We start from the raw sequence: 16,052 nt of genomic DNA on the forward strand, positions 1-16,052 counted from the left end.
GCCATGTCGGCGTGCATGCTCAGCAGGCGCTGGTGCTGGTGCACTTCGGCGAGGGCGCCGTCACGGAGCTGCTGGCACTGGCGCAGGAGGTGCGTGAGGCAGTCCACACCCGCTTCGGGGTCTGGCTCGAGCAGGAGCCGCGGGAGCTGGGGATGATGCCTGAAGGGTGAGGCCCGAGGGCTGAGGCCCAGAGTCGTGCACACGAGACCTGCGCTGAAGTGAAGGCACGCACACCAAGCGCTGAAAATAGCATGCACTGAAAACAAGAACGCCCCGCAGGCTTGCCTGCGGGGCGTTCTTGTTTTCATCTGACTTGCTGCTCAACGGGAGCGGCTGGCAGACCTTGGCATAGACCCTGGCTAGACCCTGTCTTGCTGCCTTTCTGGCGCCCCCTTCAGCGCTTGTGGCTGAAATGGGCGTCAGAGTGACGGCAGGGGCAGGGCGCCAGCCTCAGGACTCAGTGAGACGTGTTGCTGTCATCCTGAGCGGTCGTGTCCTGAGTCTCTGCGCTGGCCTGTTGTGCAGCAGCACGTTCGGCAGCTTCACGCTCACGACGACGCACTTCGCGCGGATCGTTGTAGGCGCGTTCGCCACGGCGACGGCGGGTCTCGGTGGCTGGCTGCGTGCTGTCCTGCTGCACGCCTTCTGCCGCTGTCATCTCGCCTTGCTCGCTCGGTGCCTGCTTGTGCTCGCTGTCAGCGACTTCCCCTGTATGGGAGTCGTCGCTCACGGCTTGCGCCACGGCGACATTGTCGTGACGTTCGGCAGTCGCGAACGCTGCCTCGGCCGGCGCATTCTCGACGCTGGCGCTGACGTTGACGGCGCTTTCGGCACCTTCAGCAGTAGCATCAGAGCCGTCAGCAGAATCAGAGCCTTCAGCTGATTGAGAGCCTTCAGCTGATTGAGAGCCTTCCGTAGCTTCAGCGACAGTATCTGCGGTGCGCTCAGTGCTGACGGCAGGCTCAATCTCTGTGCTGGCCACTTCAGTAGCGCTAGCGCTTTGCGTCACCTTCGACTCGCTGGTCTCAGTCTGCTGAGGAGTCTCTTCGTGCGCGGCCTCCTGTACAGGCTGTTCAGCGGCGGCTGCTTCCACGGCAGGTTCTTCCACGGCAGGTTCTTCCGCCACAGGCTGCGCAGGCTGGCTGGCAGTGTCGGCTTCAGCGGCGATCGCTTCCTCTGCTTCAGCGACAGGTGCCTGAGCTTCGGTCTGCTCGGCAGCTTGCGCTTCGGCGGCCGGTGCCTGGACGCCTTGCTCGGCGACGGCTGGCGCTTCAGACACAGCGGCTTCGCTGGTCACGCTTTCCTTCAGCGACTGCTCATCGGCCGCGGCTTCCGGCGCGACTTCTGCCGCGGTGACGGCCGGCGTGTCGACGGCGTCGTCAGCTGCGCTGGCCTGCGGCTGGTGCACGCTTGGCTGCTGGACGGCATGCTGCTCAGTGCGCTGGGCGGCGTGTTGCTCAGTCTTCTGCGCCTGGTGAGCGTCGGTGACAGGCGCTTCGGACGCCTCTTCGACTGGTGCTTCGACAGGTACTTCGACGACCGGCTCGGGCACTTCCGCTGTCGCTGGCTCAGACTCAGACGCTTGCGCATCGGATGCCGCTGACTCAGGCGCTACCGTCTCTTTCAGCGCCTCGTTGCTCGGCTCGCTGACTTCCGGTGCAACGGCAGCCGTGAGGTCTGCGCTGGCAGACTGCTTGGCGCTGGCCGGCGCGTCCTGTGCCGCGGTGCTGTTTTCACCCTGCGGAGCACTGGTTTCAGCCTGCGGAGCGCTGTCGTCGCCTTGCGGGGTAGCGGTGGTGGCGCTGATGGCTTCGGCACCTTCCTCGGCAATGGCCGGCACCGCAGCGGCGGCTGCCGGAGCAGCGGCGGCCTGCGGGCCTGCCAGCGTCATGGCCTTGAGCGACTTCTGCTCTTCGACCGCCTGCGGGTTCAGAGCATGCTGACGGCTGCGCACACGCGGGTTGTTGCGGGTCTGCTGGTCTTCGCTGCTGACCTGCTGTTCCACCTGCTCGGCCTGTTCGGCCGCCTTGATGGACTCGCGTGCCTGCTTGCTGTCGACCTGCTCGGCCTTGTCAGTCTTGGCCGGCTTTTCACCACGGGCCGGCTTGTCGCTGCGCTTGCCGGAATCGCGCTTGCTGGCGTTGTCGGCCTTGGCGTTCTGGCTGTCGCTGCTCCTGGCTTCGGCTTTCGGGCTGTTGTCAGCCTGCGGCGTCTGCTCCGGTTCGGCCTGCGGCTTGCTGTCGTTGGTGACGATTTCCTGCTGGCTGTCCTGACGCGACTCGTTGGACTTGCGACGGTTGCCACGGTCGTTGCGCTGACGGCGCTTGTTGTTGCTGCGGCCATCGTTCTGGCTGCTGCTGTCAGCGTCGTTGCCACGGGAATCGTTGCCGCTGTTGCGTGACTCGCCATCGTTGTTGCGTGACGCGTTGTCATTGCGACGACGGGAGTCCTTGCGGTTGTCATCACGCTCATTGCCACGGCCGTCGTTGCTGCGGTCGTTGTTGCGGTCGTTGCTACGTTCAGCGTTGCGGCCATTGCGGGAGTCGTTGCGAGCCGCTGCCGGAGCGCTGGCTTCACTGACGGTCTCGCGACGCTCGCGGGCCTTTTCCAGTGCCTTGCGGGCTTCGCTGGACTTGGCCGGCACGGCGGTGTCGCTGTCATTGCCCAGCAGGCGGCTGAAGCCTCGGGCCAAGCGCGACAGCAGGCCGCCACCGGCGGCCGGAGCGGCAGTCCTGGCGGGAGTCTGGGCTGAAGGCTGCGCCACGACTTCCTGCTTGCTGGCCTGAGCGCGGGTGTCATTGCCCTGGCTCGAACGGTTGCCCTGACGGTTGTCATTGCGCGAGCTCTGACGGCTGTCGTTGCGGCCTTCGCTGCGAGTGTCATTACGAGACTCGTTGCGCGACTCCTGGCGGTTGCGACCGTTGCTGCTGCCGTTGCCGTTGCGACGACGATTGCCGTTGTTCTTGCCGTTGCCGTTGCGGCTATCGCTGTCATTGCTGCTGTCAGCGGTCTCGGCCACTGCGGCGGGCGCTGCGGCAGGCGCTTCCGGTGCGGCAACCGGGGCAGGCGTGGTGTGGGACACGCTCTTGACGGCTGCTTCAGTGCGCGCCGGCGGCTTGTCGAAGTTCGGATCCGGTTCCTTGCCGACTTCGGTCTCGACGGACAGCTCGAAGCTGGACTTGTCGGCACCGTCTTCATCGACGTGGTCATCACGCAGACGCACGACTTCGTAGTGCGGCGTGTCGAGTTCCGGGTTCGGCAGCAGCACGACATTCACGCCCTGACGACGTTCGATGTCGAACAGCGTGGCGCGTTTCTCGTTGAGCAGGTAGGTCGCGACCGGCACCGGCAGGATGGCGCGGATCTGCGAGCTGCGCTCCTTCATGGCCTCTTCTTCGATCAGACGCATGATGGAGAGCGCCATGGAGCGCACGTCACGGATGGTGCCCTGGCCGTCACAACGCGGGCAGACCACGCCGCTGGTCTCGCCCAGTGAGGGGCGCAGACGCTGACGCGACATTTCCATCAGGCCGAAGCGTGAGATGCGACCGATCTGGACGCGAGCGCGGTCAATCTTGAGCGCGTCGCGCACACGATTCTCGACCTCACGCTGGTTGCGTGCCGGCGTCATGTCGATGAAATCGATCACCACCAGGCCGCCGATGTCGCGCAGACGCAGCTGGCGGGCGATCTCGTCGGAGGCCTCCAGGTTGGTCTGCAGCGCGGTTTCCTCGATATCACTGCCGCGGGTGGCGCGAGCGGAGTTGATATCGATGGAGACGAGGGCTTCGGTGTGGTCGATGACGATGGCGCCACCGGAGGGCAGCTTCACTTCACGCTGGTAGGCGGTCTCGATCTGGGATTCGATCTGGAAGCGCGAGAACAGCGGCACGTCGTCTTCGTAGAGCTTGATCTTCTGCTGGTAGCTCGGCATCACCTGACGCACGAAGGACAGCGCTTCTTCCTGGACTTCCGGAGAGTCGATCAGCACCTCACCGATGTCATTGCGCAGGTAGTCGCGCATGGCACGGATGATGACGTTGGATTCACGGTAGATCAGGAAGGGGGCAGGGCGGCTGGAAGCGGCCTTGGTCACCGCGTCCCACACCTGGGCGAGATAGTCGAGGTCCCACTGCAGCTCTTCGGCGCTCTTGCCGATGCCGGCGGTGCGCACGATGACGCCCATCTTGTCCGGCAGGGTCAGGCTGTTCATCGCTTCCTTCAGCTGAGCGCGCTCTTCGCCCTCGATACGGCGGGAGATGCCACCGGCACGCGGGTTGTTGGGCATCAGCACGAGGAAGCGGCCGGCCAGACTGATGAAGGTGGTCAGGGCGGCGCCCTTGTTGCCACGTTCTTCCTTGTCGACCTGGACGATGACTTCCTGGCCTTCCTTGAGCACTTCACGAATGTTGGGACGGCCCTGGCCGGGGTCCTTGGAGAAGTACTCGCGGGAGATTTCCTTGAGCGGCAGGAAGCCGTGGCGCTCGGCGCCGAAGTCGACGAAGCAGGCTTCGAGGCTGGGCTCGATGCGGGTGATCTTGCCGCGGTAGATATTGGCTTTCTTCTGTTCGCGGGCGCCGGACTCGATGTCGAGATCGTAAAGGCGTTGTCCGTCGACCAGTGCGACGCGCAGCTCTTCCGGCTGGGTCGCGTTGATGAGCATCCGTTTCATGTCGTCTCGCTAGACTGGGCGTGCCGAAGGGCAGCCGCATTGTGCGTCGGCGACGAGGAACCGTTTTCCGCTTCGTGTTGTGCTCAGCGCATGTCGTGGAATGCGTTTTTCGCATGCAGGCAAGTCCGTGGACGGGCCACATGCGGCATGATCATGTTGAGTACTTGGAAGAGGCAGGACGTGTTGCGGGGATTTGTACTCCTCCGGCCCTGCGGTCTCTTCCCTAACACCTGGCATTTGCCGATTCATCGACGCCGGCCTTCGGCACGGATATCGAATGATTACCCGGGCTTCATGCCCGAGCGGTCTTGTGTCGTTGGCCCATGAATGACTGGGCGTCTTGCTGTCTTGCCTGCGCAGGCGGCTTTCGGGCTCCCGCGACATCATCTCGTGGAGTCTGCAACGAAGGCTCGAAGGGCGATTGCGCTGCGGCGCGCGGCGTCATGCGTTCCGCGCCCGCTGATATCGTCATCAGGTCCTGTGAGACCTGAGCGACATCGATGTTTTGCGTCAGCTGTTGGTCTGGCCACTGGCCGCGAATGACTGTCCTTGGGGCGGCCTTCGCTGCCTGTGATTGACAGGTGCGATGCGCGGGACAGCACGCTACCGACAGGGTAGATGACAACAGGGTGCTTGCGTGACCTGCACGGTGCTGATGTCGGTGCGCGTTGCTTCATTGCGGGCCATCTGACCCTCTCCGCCGGCGTGAAGCACCTTGTTGAAGTGCCGGGTGCGCCGTTTTTCCGGCCGCTGTGACAGGGCTGCGGAGACGATGATCGGGCATATAGAGAAGGCCCATCTCACTGCGCTCGAATATACCAGTAAAGGTATGTACCAGCAATTCAGCTGCCAGATCAAACGCTTCGCTACATCGCCCGAGATACGAGGCCCGGCGAGCCGCGGATGAGAGCGGCATATGGCACGATGATTCCCCATTGGTCGCATGACACCGTAGAATGACCGGTCTGAGTGCGCCCAGGCGCACGGCAACAAGATGAGCAGGCCGCGCGAAGGCGGGGCCGGAAAGGAGTGCGACATGGCCGAAGGCCAATCAGTCCAGTGGATCGAGGTTGCCCCGGAATTGGCCGGGCAGCGCATCGACAACTTTCTGCGTACCCGCCTCAAGGGCGCACCCAAGGCGTTGATCTATCGCATCGTGCGCAAGGGTGAAGTGCGCGTGAACAAGAAGCGCATCAAGGTCGATTACCGCCTGCAGGCGGGTGATCTGGTGCGGGTGCCGCCGCTGCGCCTCTCGCCGGAAGCCGCCGTGCAGGAGGTCAGTGACAATCTGCGCGAGGTGCTGGCGGGCTGCATCGTGCGCGAGACGGATGACTTCATGGTCATCAACAAGCCCTCGGGGCTTGCCGTGCACGGCGGCAGCGGCGTCAAGATCGGCCTGATCGAGGCCATGCGCCAGATTCGCGCCGACCTGCCGTTCCTGGAGCTGGTGCACCGCCTGGACCGTGATACCTCCGGCTGCATTCTGCTGGCCAAGTCGCGGGCTGCGCTGTTGCAGCTCAATGCCGACCTCAAGGCCCACAAGATGACCAAGCTGTATCTGGCGCTGGTCGAGGGGCGCTGGGATTCACGCCGCGATTATGTCAATGCGCCGCTGGAGCGCTATGACGGTGGCAATGGTGAGCGTCGGGTGCGTGTCGATGAGGCCGGCAAGACGGCCAGCACCCGCTACGCGGTGCGTGAGGCCTATCCGAGCATGACGCTGGTCGAGGCCGAGCCGATCACCGGGCGTACCCACCAGATTCGCGTGCATTCGGTGCATGCCGGCCACCCGCTGCTCGGCGATACCAAGTACGGCACCGAGCGCGGCAATGCCCTGGCGAAGAAGGTCGGGCTGGAGCGCCTGTTCCTGCATGCCGCCCAGCTCAGCTTTCCTGATCCGATCGACGGGCGAACCGTCACCGTGCGCGCGCCGCTGGACAAGCGGATGAAGCGCGTTCTCGCCACTGCCAGAGAGCTGGGAGCTCGTCATGACTGATCTCACCGCAGGACTTCCGCAGCCGCGCTATCGCCTGGTCATCTTCGACTGGGATGGCACCCTGATGGATTCCGAGGCGCGTATCGTCGACTGCCTGCAGGCGGCCTCACTGGCGACGGGCATGGGCGAGCTGCCTGCCCATGCGGCGCGCGACATCATCGGGCTCGGGCTGCCCGAAGCCATGGAGCGCCTGTTCCCGGGGGCGACGGCCGAGCAGTGCGAGGCGCTGGTCGCGGCCTACAAGGCGCATTTCGTGGCGGTCGATACCACGCCGCTGGACTTCTTCCCCGGTGTCGAGGCCGGCATCCAGCGTCTGCGTCGCCATCCCGAGCAGCTGCTGGCCGTCGCGACGGGCAAGAGCCGCCGCGGGCTGGACCGCATGTTCACGGCCCATGATTGCGGTGACTGGTTCCATGCCTCGCGCACCGCGGACCTGACGCTGTCCAAGCCGCACCCTCGCATGCTCGAGGAGTTGCTGGCCGAGCTGAACGTTGAGGCGCATGAGGCGCTGATGGTCGGCGATACCGAATATGATCTGGAAATGGCGCGTGCCCTTGGCATGCACAGTGTCGGTGTCGACTACGGCGTACACAGTGTGCCGCGCCTTGAGGCCTGTGCGCCGCAGCGTATCGTCTCGCATTTCGATGAATTGATGGATTGGCTGTACGTGGCCAGGTAACGGCCGCGATCGCCCAGCACAGGAGCAGCAATCGATGAGTGACAGGCCGCAGGATCCCTGGCGTGAAGGCGCGGGTGGCAAGGACGAGAGCGAAGCGGGCTTGAGCGGGCAGGGCATGAGTGAGCAGGGCATGAGTGGACAGGGCGCGGCTGACGCCTCCGAGCGAGAGGTGGACTGGCAGGCGCGCGAGCGTACCGCGCAGCTCGAGATGATGGACCGCTGGGTGCAGGGCGTGGTCACCGAGCAGCGTCGTTCGCGGCGCTGGAAGCTGTTCTTCCGCTTCCTGTTCGCGTTGCTGTTCATCGCCTCGATCGCGACCTCGGTGACTCTGTTCACGCTCGGCAGCCAGCCAGCGGCGCTGCCCGGCGAGCAGCATCTGGGCGTGGTGCGCGTGAAGGGCGTGATCGAAGCGGATGGCGAAGCCAATGCCGAGCGCATCATCAAGGGGCTGCGCGCGGCCTGGGAGTCACCGGTCTCCGTGGCGGTGGTGCTCGACATCAACTCGCCCGGTGGCAGCCCGGTGCAGTCCCAGCGCGTCTATGACGAGCTGATGCGGCTGCGCGAGCGGGGCGACAAGCCGGTGATCGCGGTGATTGAAGACCTGGGCGCCAGTGGTGCCTATTACATGGCGGCCGGCGCCGGCGAGATCATCGCGGCACCCTCGAGCCTGGTGGGCTCCATCGGCGTGATTTCCTCAAGCTTCGGGCTCAAGGGGCCGATGGAGAAGCTGGATATCGAGCGTCGCGTGTTCACGGCGGGAGACAACAAGGCGTTTCTTGATCCGTTCTCGGAAATCTCGCCGGACCAGCGTGCCTTCTGGCAGAGCGTGCTGGCCACGACGCACCAGCAGTTCATCGCGGCGGTCAAGGCCGGGCGCGGTGAGCGCCTCAAGGACGATCCCGAGCTGTTCTCGGGGCTGATCTGGACCGGCGAGCAGGCGCGGGGGCTGGGGCTGGTCGATCGTACCGGCACGCTGGAAGAGCTGGCAGCGGAGCTGACGCCAGAGGCGGAGCTGCACGATTACACGCCGCGTCAGGACCCCTTCGAGCGCTTCACGCGGCGCTTCGCCGGTGTGATGGTCAGTGCGATGGGGCTCGAGACGACGGTGTCGCCGGTCAGCTACCGCCTGCCCTGGTAGGCGAGCCAGGGCCGCAGCCCTCGTCGCTCAGGGCTGCGGTGTCTCTCGGGGGCGCGGTGCCTCTCAGGGTTAAGGTGTCTCTCAGAATCACGGCGCATCCAGCAGAGGGTCGACGCCTGCCTCGCGCAGCAGTTCGCACAGGCGAATCAGCGGCAGGCCGATCAGGCTGTTGGGATCACGCCCCTCGAGACGCTCGAAGAGCGTGATGCCCAGTCCTTCCATGCGGAAGCTGCCGGCGCTGTCGAGGGGGCGTTCACGCTCGACGTAGCGTTCGATCTCGGCGCTGGTCAGGGAGCGGAAGACGACCTCGTAGTCTTCATGGCAGACCCAGTGACGCGCGGATTGGGTGTCGATCAGCGCCAGGCCGGTCACGAAGCGCACGCGACGCCCGGAGAAGCGCGCCAGCTGGGCGCGTGCGGCTGACAGATCCGCCGGCTTGCCCAGTATCTCGCCCTCGAAGACGGCGACCTGATCGCTGCCGATGATCAGGTGGTGGGAGTAGGCATCCGCCACGACGTTGGCCTTGCCGAGTGCCAGACGATGGACCAGTGTCTCGGCACTTTCTGCGCGCCGCGGCGTCTCATCGATACTGGGGGCTGTCCAGGTGAAGGGCAGCCCGAGGCGTTCAAGCAGTTCACGACGCCAGCGTGAGCTGGACGCCAGGACCAGTGGAGTCATCATGGCTCTCCCGTCGGGGCGCGTTGCGGGCATTGGCTGGGCGGCGCGCGGCAAGTATTTGAAAAACAAGGGCTGCAGGATGCCGTAAATCCTCTCGGCATTGAAGCGTCAGGCGCGTACAATCGCGCGCTGGACGTGTAGCCCAGTGTCAGTTGTCGCATATCGACGTGAAAGCGTGATGGTGAGGGGGCTGGCAAAAGCAACAAGTTGCTCATGCATTTTGACACCGGGAGGGGGAATCCCTATTATGGCGCGCCTATGTTGACCACAAGACTGCCGACCAAGGTCGAGCCCTACCGGCTGGCGTCAGCGGGTAAACGCCTTGAAGGCGTGATTCCACTGGCGAACATGCCCCGTGTTGTTGAGGCCATCGGTGCTCAGGAAGGGGACGTCAGCGTCTCCATGACCTTTGACATCGACACTCAACGTCGCAGCTTCATCGAAGGCTCCATCGCCTTCGAGGCAAGTCTGCTATGTCAGCGTTGTCTGGGACCCACCGAGCCGGAGCCGCTTTCCAGCGAGTTCCTGTTGGGTCTGGTGACCAGCGATGCGCTGGCGGCGCAGCTGCCCGGTGAGTACGAGCCGGTAGTGGTGGAAAACGAACAGCTGGATCTCCTGACAGTGATCGAGGATGAAGTGCTCCTGGTCCTGCCGCAGGTGGTCTACCACGAGGAGGCCGATTGTGCCGTCTCTCGCGACCAGCTGGCCAGCGGTGTGGAACCCGAGGCCTCGGACGCACCCGCTGTGAATCCATTCAGTGTGCTTCGCACCCTGAAGGACAAGCACTGAACTCAATTTGTCGACAAGATTGGAGTAATCCCCATGGCAGTTCAGCAGAACCGCAAAACTCGTTCCAAGCGTGGCATGCGTCGTAGCCACGATGCCCTGACTGCACCGACCCTGTCCCAGGACAAGGAAACCGGTACAGTTCACCTGCGTCACCACGTCTCTGCCGACGGTTTCTACCGTGGCCGCAAAGTCGTTGATGCATAAGGCATTGATGCAGCGCGCGGCGTAACGCCGTGCGTATCGCCATCGATACGATGGGCGGGGACTTCGGTCCCCGCGCTACGTTACGGGGCACGGCCAGTGCGCTGTTGCGAGACTCGCAACTCAGCGCCATCCTGGTCGGCCCGCAGCATCTACTGGATGCCGAGTTAGACTCCCTCCCTGCTTCACTCTCTCGTGTTCGTGATCGCCTTCAGACACTCGCTGTCGACGGCATTGTCGCGTCTGATGCTCGCCCGTCCCGCGTCCTGCGCAGCCGCGAGCCCAGCAGCATGTCTCAGGCCCTGGGCCTGGTGGCGAACGGCCAGGCGGATGCCTGTGTCAGTGCCGGCAATACCGGCGCCTTGATGGCGCTGGGCATGCGCGAAGTGGGAAGAGTGAAAGGGGTGGAGCGACCTGCCATCTGTGCCGCGGTGCCCACGCGCGGCGCGCGCGCCTGCAGCCTGCTGGATCTCGGCGCCAACGTCGATGTCGCACCGCACCATCTGCTGGCGTTCGCCCGTATGGGCGCGATGCGCAGTCGCCTCATCGACGCGGTCGAGCGTCCACGAGTGGGGCTGCTCAACGTGGGGGTCGAGTCGGTCAAGGGGACTGCACAGGTGCAGGAAGCGCACGCCCTGTTGGCTGGCAGCGAGTCGGATTTCGACTACCTTGGCTTTGTCGAGGGCGGCGACCTCTTCTCCGGCAAGGTAGATGTGGTGGTCTGTGACGGCTTCGTCGGCAATGTCGTGCTCAAGAGCAGTGAAGGGCTTGCGCAGATGCTGTCGGCGCAGCTGGGGGCGACCCTGGCGGCCAGCTGGCGCACGCGTTTGATGGCCTGGCTGGCGCGCCCGGCGCTGACACGACTCTCGCGTGAACTGGATCCGGTGCGCTACAACGGCGCTAGCCTGCTGGGCCTGGCAAGCGTGGTGGTGAAGAGCCACGGCGGCGCGGCGGCGGAAGGCTTTGCCTTTGCCGTCACGCGCGCGGCCAGCGAGGCTCGCGAGCAGTTGCCCTCGCGCCTGGCGCAGGCCCTGGAAGGCACATACTCACGCTGAATGAGTAAATTGGTCTGATTTGTTCCTGTTGGGGTCGAGCTTCGGCGCACACGGTGCGACAATGCCAGCGCTTCGCGGCCGGGCGGTGAAGGCGGACGGGAATCAGGGGCAGGCAGCTCCTACAGGAAGCCCCCGCAGGACAGCAGCATGACGTAAATGACAGGAAGCAGGCTTTCCCCTGGCAGAAGCGTGAGACACGACAGTGGTCGTCTCGCTTGCGAGCCAGTGGAAATCGGGTTTCTTGACCCGTGTCAGTCCCACCTGAACAGATGGAAATGGTGACAGCAATGACAGATTCCCTGGCCCTCATCTTCCCGGGACAGGGCTCCCAGCAGGTCGGCATGCTGCGGGAGCTGGCGGAGCGCTATAGCGTGGTCCGCACTACCTTCGAGGAAGCCTCTGACGCGCTGGGGCGCGATCTCTGGCACCTGACACAGGAAGGCCCGGCGGAGGAGCTCAATCGTACCGAGCTGACCCAGCCGGCGCTTCTGACCGCCAGTGTCGCCATCTGGCGCGTCTGGCAGGAGCTGGAAGGCCCGCGCCCGGCGCGCATGGCCGGTCACTCCCTGGGTGAATACAGCGCCATGGTCTGCGCTGGCGTGATCGGTTTCGCCGAGGGCGTCAAGCTGGTCAATCTGCGCGGCGAAGCCATGCAGACTGCCGTGCCGCAGGGCCAGGGCGCGATGGCAGCCATTCTCGGTCTCGAGAATGCCCAGGTCGAAGCCGCCTGTGCCAGTGCGGCACAGGGTGAAGTGGTCGCGGCAGTCAACTACAATGCGCCGGGACAGGTCGTCATCGCCGGTGGCACCGCTGCCGTCGAGCGTGCCATCGCGGCATGTCAGGAAGCGGGTGCCAAGCGCGCCATGCCGCTGCCGGTGTCGGTACCGTCGCATTGTGATCTGATGCGCCCGGCGGCCGACAAGCTGGCCGAGGCGATGAATGCCATCGATTTCCGTGCGCCGCGCTATACCGTCATCCAGAATGTCGATGCCAAGGCGCATGACGATGTCGAGACACTGCGTCAGCGTCTGATCGAGCAGCTCTATCAGCCGGTGCGCTGGACCGATTGCGTCAATGCCATGTTCGATAGTGGCGCGCGCAGCTTCATCGAATGCGGCCCGGGCAAGGTGTTGACCGGCCTTGGCAAGCGCATTCAGCGTCAGGCACGTGGCCTGGCCGTGAATGATCCGGATAGCCTGGAAGCGGCGCTGGAACTTGCCCGCGAGACCGCTGCCGAACAGAATCAGTAAGCTCGTGGCTGGCCCATCTGGCCGGCCATGTGACTTGGATCAGCCAACTCAGGACTCAAGATGACGAGCGAACGCAGAATCGCACTGGTGACCGGTGCCAGTCGTGGCATCGGCCAAGCCATCTCCCGTGAACTCGGCCGTCAGGGCCGTATCGTGATCGGTACTGCCACCAGCGAGAAAGGGGCAGCGGCCATCGGCGCTGACCTCGAGGCGCACGGTATCGAAGGCGCGGGCATGCTGCTCAACGTCACCGATCAGGCCAGCGTCGACGCCGTGCTCAAGGAAATCGGCGAGCGCTTCGGCGCCCCGACCATTCTGGTCAACAATGCCGGCATCACGCGTGACAACCTGTTGATGCGCTTGAAGGAAGACGATTGGGACGCGGTGCTCGACACCAATCTCAAGTCGGTCTTCCGTGTCAGCAAGAGCTGCCTGCGCGGCATGACCAAGGCGCGCTTCGGCCGCATCGTCAACATCTCGTCCGTGGTCGCGACCATGGGCAACCTCGGTCAGGTCAACTATGCTGCCGCCAAGGCAGGCATGGAAGGCTTTGCCCGCTCGCTGGCGCGCGAAGTCGCGTCACGCAATATTACCGTCAACTCAGTGGCGCCGGGCTTCATTGCCACTGACATGACTGAAGCATTGCCGGAAGCGCAGCACGAAGCGTTGCTCGGCAACATCCCGCTGGCGCGCCTTGGCCAGCCGGAAGAGATTGCTGCGGCAGTCGGCTTCCTGACCAGTGATGCAGCAGGCTACATTACCGGTGAGACGTTGCAGGTGAACGGTGGCATGAACATGCGCTGAACCCCACGCAGGGACGTGGTTGCGTCCTTTTGGGGTGGCCTATAAACTACGCCCAGCTTTTTCGAGCTGCGGATTCCGTACCACTAGGAGTGATTGTTAAATGAGCACCATTGAAGAACGCGTCAAGAAGGTTGTGGCTGAGCGCCTGAACGCCAAAGAAGAAGAAATCCAGAACTCTTCCTCTTTCACTGAAGACCTGGGCGCCGATTCCCTGGACACCGTCGAGCTGGTGATGGCTCTTGAAGAGGAATTCGATACTGAAATTCCTGACGAAGAAGCAGAGAAGATCACCACCGTGCAGGAAGCTATCGATTACATCGTCAACCACCAGTAAGGTGTGTTGAAGCGATCACGGAGCAACCTGTTGCTCATGGTCGTGATGCAATTGTCTGTACGTTCAAGAGCCGCACTGTTCCTCAGTGCGGCTCTTGTCGTTCAGGGATGTGCTGCGCAATGCCGCGCCGACAGGGCGCGCATTGCCTGGTGGTAGGCGGTGGGCTTCGTGACAAATGTCCCCTTGTGGCAAGTGTCGGAATTCCTTCGTGAAAGTGGCCAGAAAAGCGCTTGAAAACCGACTGCCCACGCATGGCCAGGTTTCTGTATAATGCGCTCAATTACCGTCCGGGCGTCCATGGCCCTGGCGTGCCAATTCGATAGTTTTGGAGGAGACACGATGCCTCGCAGAAGGGTAGTGGTAACAGGTCTTGGCCTGGTAACCCCGGTCGGGAATACCGTCGAGGAAAGCTGGAGCAACATCAAGGCGGGCAAGAGTGGCATCGCGGCCATCGAGCATTTCGATGTCAGCGGTTTCAATACCCGTTTCGGTGGCTCCATCAAGGACTTCGATGTGGGTCAGTACCTGAACCCGAAAGAGGCCCGCAAGATGGACCTCTTCATCCAATACGGTATCGCGGCGGCCCACCAGGCCATCACCGACTCCGGCATTGAATGCACCGAAGACAACGCCGAGCGCATCGGTGTCGCCATCGGTTCCGGTATCGGCGGCCTGCCGATGATCGAGCACAACCACAAGGCGCTGGAGAAGGGCGGTGCACGTCGCATCTCGCCGTTCTTCGTGCCGGGCTCCATCATCAACATGATCTCCGGCAATCTGGCGATCCAGTTCGGTTATCGTGGTCCGAACATCGCGATCACCACCGCCTGTACCACCGGGACGCACAACATCGGTTACAGCGCACGTACCATCGCCTATGGCGATGCCGACGTGATGGTGGCCGGTGGTGCCGAGATGGCGACCACGCCGCTGGGGCTGGGTGGCTTCTCCGCGGCGCGTGCGCTGTCGACCCGCAACGATGATCCGCAGGCGGCCAGCCGTCCGTGGGACCGCGACCGCGATGGCTTCGTGCTGTCCGACGGCGCCGGTGTCGTCGTGCTGGAAGAGTACGAGCACGCCAAGGCGCGTGGCGCGACCATCTACGCCGAGGTGCTCGGGTTCGGCATGTCCGACGACGCTCACCACATGACGGCGCCGCCCGAAGACGGCCGTGGTGCGGCCGCCGCGATGCGCAACGCCATCCGTGACGCCAAGCTCGAGCCGAGCCAGATCGACTACATCAATGCCCACGGCACCTCCACCAATGCCGGCGACAAGGCGGAAAGCCTCGCCGTCGAGTCGGTGCTGGGCGACGCGGCACGTGATGTGGCGGTCAGCTCCACCAAGTCGATGATCGGTCACCTGCTGGGCGCTGCCGGCGCGGTCGAGGCCGTGTTCTGCGTGCTGGCGATGCGTGACCAGATCGCGCCGCCGACCATCAACCTGGACAACCCGGCCGAGGGCTGCAATCTCGATTACGTGCCCAACGTCGCACGTGACATGAAGATCGAGTACACCCTGTCCAACTCGTTCGGCTTCGGTGGCACCAACGGCTCGCTGGTGTTCGGCAAGCTCAAGGACTGATCACACGCTTTCGTGTTCTCTCTCCTCAGACGCGCTCCCATCCGGGGGCGCGTTTGTCTGTGGGGCGTCACCTGCTTTGCGTGTCGTGCCCGCAACCGTTCTCTGGAGGGCTGTATCGATGACGACTGATGCCTTTGGCAGCAAGAGCTCAGATGACCGGGCCTCTGATGAAAGGAGCGCTTACGACAAGCGCTCTCTTGCGACGCTTGCCGCCGATCTGCCCAGTGATGACCGTGGCCTCGCCTATGGCGAGGGCGTGTTCGAGACGATTCTGGTGCGTGAGGGCCAACCGCAGCTGTGGTCCTGGCACGAGGCGCGCCTGACGCGCGGTTGTCAGCGGCTGGGAATTGCAGCGCCTTCGTCAGCTGAGCTGGCGGGCTGTCTGGCGGTCTGCCAGGGCGAGGGGCTTGAAGTGCTCAAGCTGATCGTCACCGGCGGCTCCGGCGGGCGGGGCTACAGGGCACCTGAGTCACCGGAGACGCGCTTGCGGGCACGCGCGACGCCTTTTGCGGTCAATCAGCAGGCGCGGCGTGGCATCACGGCGCGGGTCTGTGAGCTGCGTGTGGCCGAGCAACCGGCACTGGCAGGGCTCAAGCACCTCAACCGGCTCGAGAACGTGCTGGCGCGCCGTGAGTGGAGCGACATGGCCATCAGCGAGGGCCTGTTGCTCAATGCGCAGGGTGAGCTGATCGAGGCCACCAGCATGAATCTGGCCTGGTATCGTGACGGGCGATGGTTCACGCCGTGTCTTGATCGTGCCGGGGTCGAGGGCACGCTGCTGGCGGCGCTTGAGGCCGAGATGACGTTCGAGCGAGTCCGTGAGGGGCTTGAGTCACTCGCGTGGGCCGAGCAGGTCGTCGTCATGAATTCCG

The 16,052-nt window shown here is 64.0% G+C and carries 13 protein-coding genes and 1 pseudogene; 12 read left to right on the plus strand and 2 right to left on the minus strand.

What is annotated here, in order from left to right; translation table 11 throughout:
• Positions 1-11 precede the first annotated feature (11 nt).
• Positions 12-170, plus strand: coding sequence for a hypothetical protein (locus AC4FAH_RS08615; protein ID WP_490245905.1), 159 nt, complete (start codon positions 12-14; stop codon positions 168-170).
• Between the two features lie 2,657 nt (positions 171-2,827).
• On the opposite strand, the pseudogene rne reads toward AC4FAH_RS08615, so the two are convergent.
• A pseudogene (gene rne, locus AC4FAH_RS08620) lies at positions 2,828-4,672 on the minus strand (ribonuclease E); the annotation flags it as partial.
• A gap of 1,036 nt (positions 4,673-5,708) precedes the next feature.
• On the opposite strand from rne, the gene AC4FAH_RS08625 reads away from it, so the two are divergent.
• The 3 genes from AC4FAH_RS08625 to AC4FAH_RS08635 are packed head-to-tail and all read left to right on the plus strand — an operon-like array spanning position 5,709 to position 8,485.
• On the plus strand, positions 5,709-6,668 hold the full coding sequence (locus AC4FAH_RS08625; RefSeq protein ID WP_054555007.1) for an RluA family pseudouridine synthase: 960 nt from the start codon (positions 5,709-5,711) through the stop codon (positions 6,666-6,668).
• Positions 6,661-7,347, plus strand: a complete 687-nt coding sequence (locus AC4FAH_RS08630) for an HAD-IA family hydrolase (protein WP_054555006.1) — start codon at positions 6,661-6,663, stop codon at positions 7,345-7,347. Before AC4FAH_RS08625 ends, AC4FAH_RS08630 begins: the two co-directional genes overlap by 8 nt.
• 34 nt (positions 7,348-7,381) lie before the next feature.
• The gene (locus AC4FAH_RS08635) at positions 7,382-8,485 is read left to right on the plus strand and encodes a S49 family peptidase (RefSeq protein WP_490245903.1); all 1,104 of its coding nucleotides are present in this window, start codon (positions 7,382-7,384) and stop codon (positions 8,483-8,485) included.
• Between the two features lie 87 nt (positions 8,486-8,572).
• On the opposite strand, the gene AC4FAH_RS08640 is transcribed toward AC4FAH_RS08635, so the two are convergent.
• A complete protein-coding gene (locus AC4FAH_RS08640; protein ID WP_153635258.1) occupies positions 8,573-9,163 on the minus strand; it encodes a Maf family protein in 591 nt (196 codons plus the stop codon).
• Between the two features lie 258 nt (positions 9,164-9,421).
• Between AC4FAH_RS08640 and AC4FAH_RS08645 the strand changes: the two genes are divergently transcribed.
• The 8 genes from AC4FAH_RS08645 to pabC all read left to right on the plus strand — a co-directional run.
• A complete protein-coding gene (locus AC4FAH_RS08645; protein WP_107335333.1) occupies positions 9,422-9,952 on the plus strand; it encodes a YceD family protein in 531 nt (176 codons plus the stop codon).
• A 33-nt stretch (positions 9,953-9,985) separates the two neighbouring features.
• The gene (gene rpmF, locus AC4FAH_RS08650) at positions 9,986-10,156 is read left to right on the plus strand and encodes a 50S ribosomal protein L32 (protein WP_065392644.1); all 171 of its coding nucleotides are present in this window, start codon (positions 9,986-9,988) and stop codon (positions 10,154-10,156) included.
• Between the two features lie 29 nt (positions 10,157-10,185).
• Entirely contained in the window at positions 10,186-11,208 is a 1,023-nt protein-coding gene (gene plsX, locus AC4FAH_RS08655) for a phosphate acyltransferase PlsX (protein WP_192838427.1), read from the plus strand.
• Between the two features lie 287 nt (positions 11,209-11,495).
• Positions 11,496-12,458, plus strand: coding sequence for an ACP S-malonyltransferase (gene fabD / locus AC4FAH_RS08660; RefSeq protein WP_043331894.1), 963 nt, complete (start codon positions 11,496-11,498; stop codon positions 12,456-12,458).
• A gap of 60 nt (positions 12,459-12,518) precedes the next feature.
• Positions 12,519-13,262, plus strand: a complete 744-nt coding sequence (gene fabG, locus AC4FAH_RS08665) for a 3-oxoacyl-ACP reductase FabG (RefSeq protein ID WP_043331893.1) — start codon at positions 12,519-12,521, stop codon at positions 13,260-13,262.
• Between the two features lie 100 nt (positions 13,263-13,362).
• A complete protein-coding gene (acpP, locus tag AC4FAH_RS08670) occupies positions 13,363-13,596 on the plus strand; it encodes an acyl carrier protein (RefSeq protein ID WP_024950601.1) in 234 nt (77 codons plus the stop codon).
• 339 nt (positions 13,597-13,935) lie between these two features.
• A complete protein-coding gene (gene fabF / locus AC4FAH_RS08675) occupies positions 13,936-15,180 on the plus strand; it encodes a beta-ketoacyl-ACP synthase II (protein ID WP_043331892.1) in 1,245 nt (414 codons plus the stop codon).
• A gap of 118 nt (positions 15,181-15,298) precedes the next feature.
• A partial coding sequence (pabC, locus tag AC4FAH_RS08680; protein ID WP_490245904.1) for an aminodeoxychorismate lyase occupies positions 15,299-16,052 on the plus strand: 754 nt, incomplete at its 3' end.

The sequence above is a fragment of the Cobetia sp. genome, from assembly GCF_983723665.1.

Excerpts from the sequence above, each read along its gene's own strand:
- AC4FAH_RS08625 (WP_054555007.1), top strand. The coding sequence starts at position 5,709 with ATGGCCGAAGGCCAATCAGTCCAGTGGATCGAGGTTGCCCCGGAATTG.
- AC4FAH_RS08640 (WP_153635258.1), bottom strand. The coding sequence starts at position 9,163 with ATGACTCCACTGGTCCTGGCGTCCAGCTCACGCTGGCGTCGTGAACTG.
- AC4FAH_RS08645 (WP_107335333.1), top strand. The coding sequence starts at position 9,422 with ATGTTGACCACAAGACTGCCGACCAAGGTCGAGCCCTACCGGCTGGCG.
- AC4FAH_RS08635 (WP_490245903.1), top strand. The coding sequence starts at position 7,382 with ATGAGTGACAGGCCGCAGGATCCCTGGCGTGAAGGCGCGGGTGGCAAG.
- rpmF (WP_065392644.1), top strand. The coding sequence starts at position 9,986 with ATGGCAGTTCAGCAGAACCGCAAAACTCGTTCCAAGCGTGGCATGCGT.
- fabF (WP_043331892.1), top strand. The coding sequence starts at position 13,936 with ATGCCTCGCAGAAGGGTAGTGGTAACAGGTCTTGGCCTGGTAACCCCG.
- AC4FAH_RS08630 (WP_054555006.1), top strand. The coding sequence starts at position 6,661 with ATGACTGATCTCACCGCAGGACTTCCGCAGCCGCGCTATCGCCTGGTC.
- acpP (WP_024950601.1), top strand. The coding sequence starts at position 13,363 with ATGAGCACCATTGAAGAACGCGTCAAGAAGGTTGTGGCTGAGCGCCTG.
- fabD (WP_043331894.1), top strand. The coding sequence starts at position 11,496 with ATGACAGATTCCCTGGCCCTCATCTTCCCGGGACAGGGCTCCCAGCAG.
- fabG (WP_043331893.1), top strand. The coding sequence starts at position 12,519 with ATGACGAGCGAACGCAGAATCGCACTGGTGACCGGTGCCAGTCGTGGC.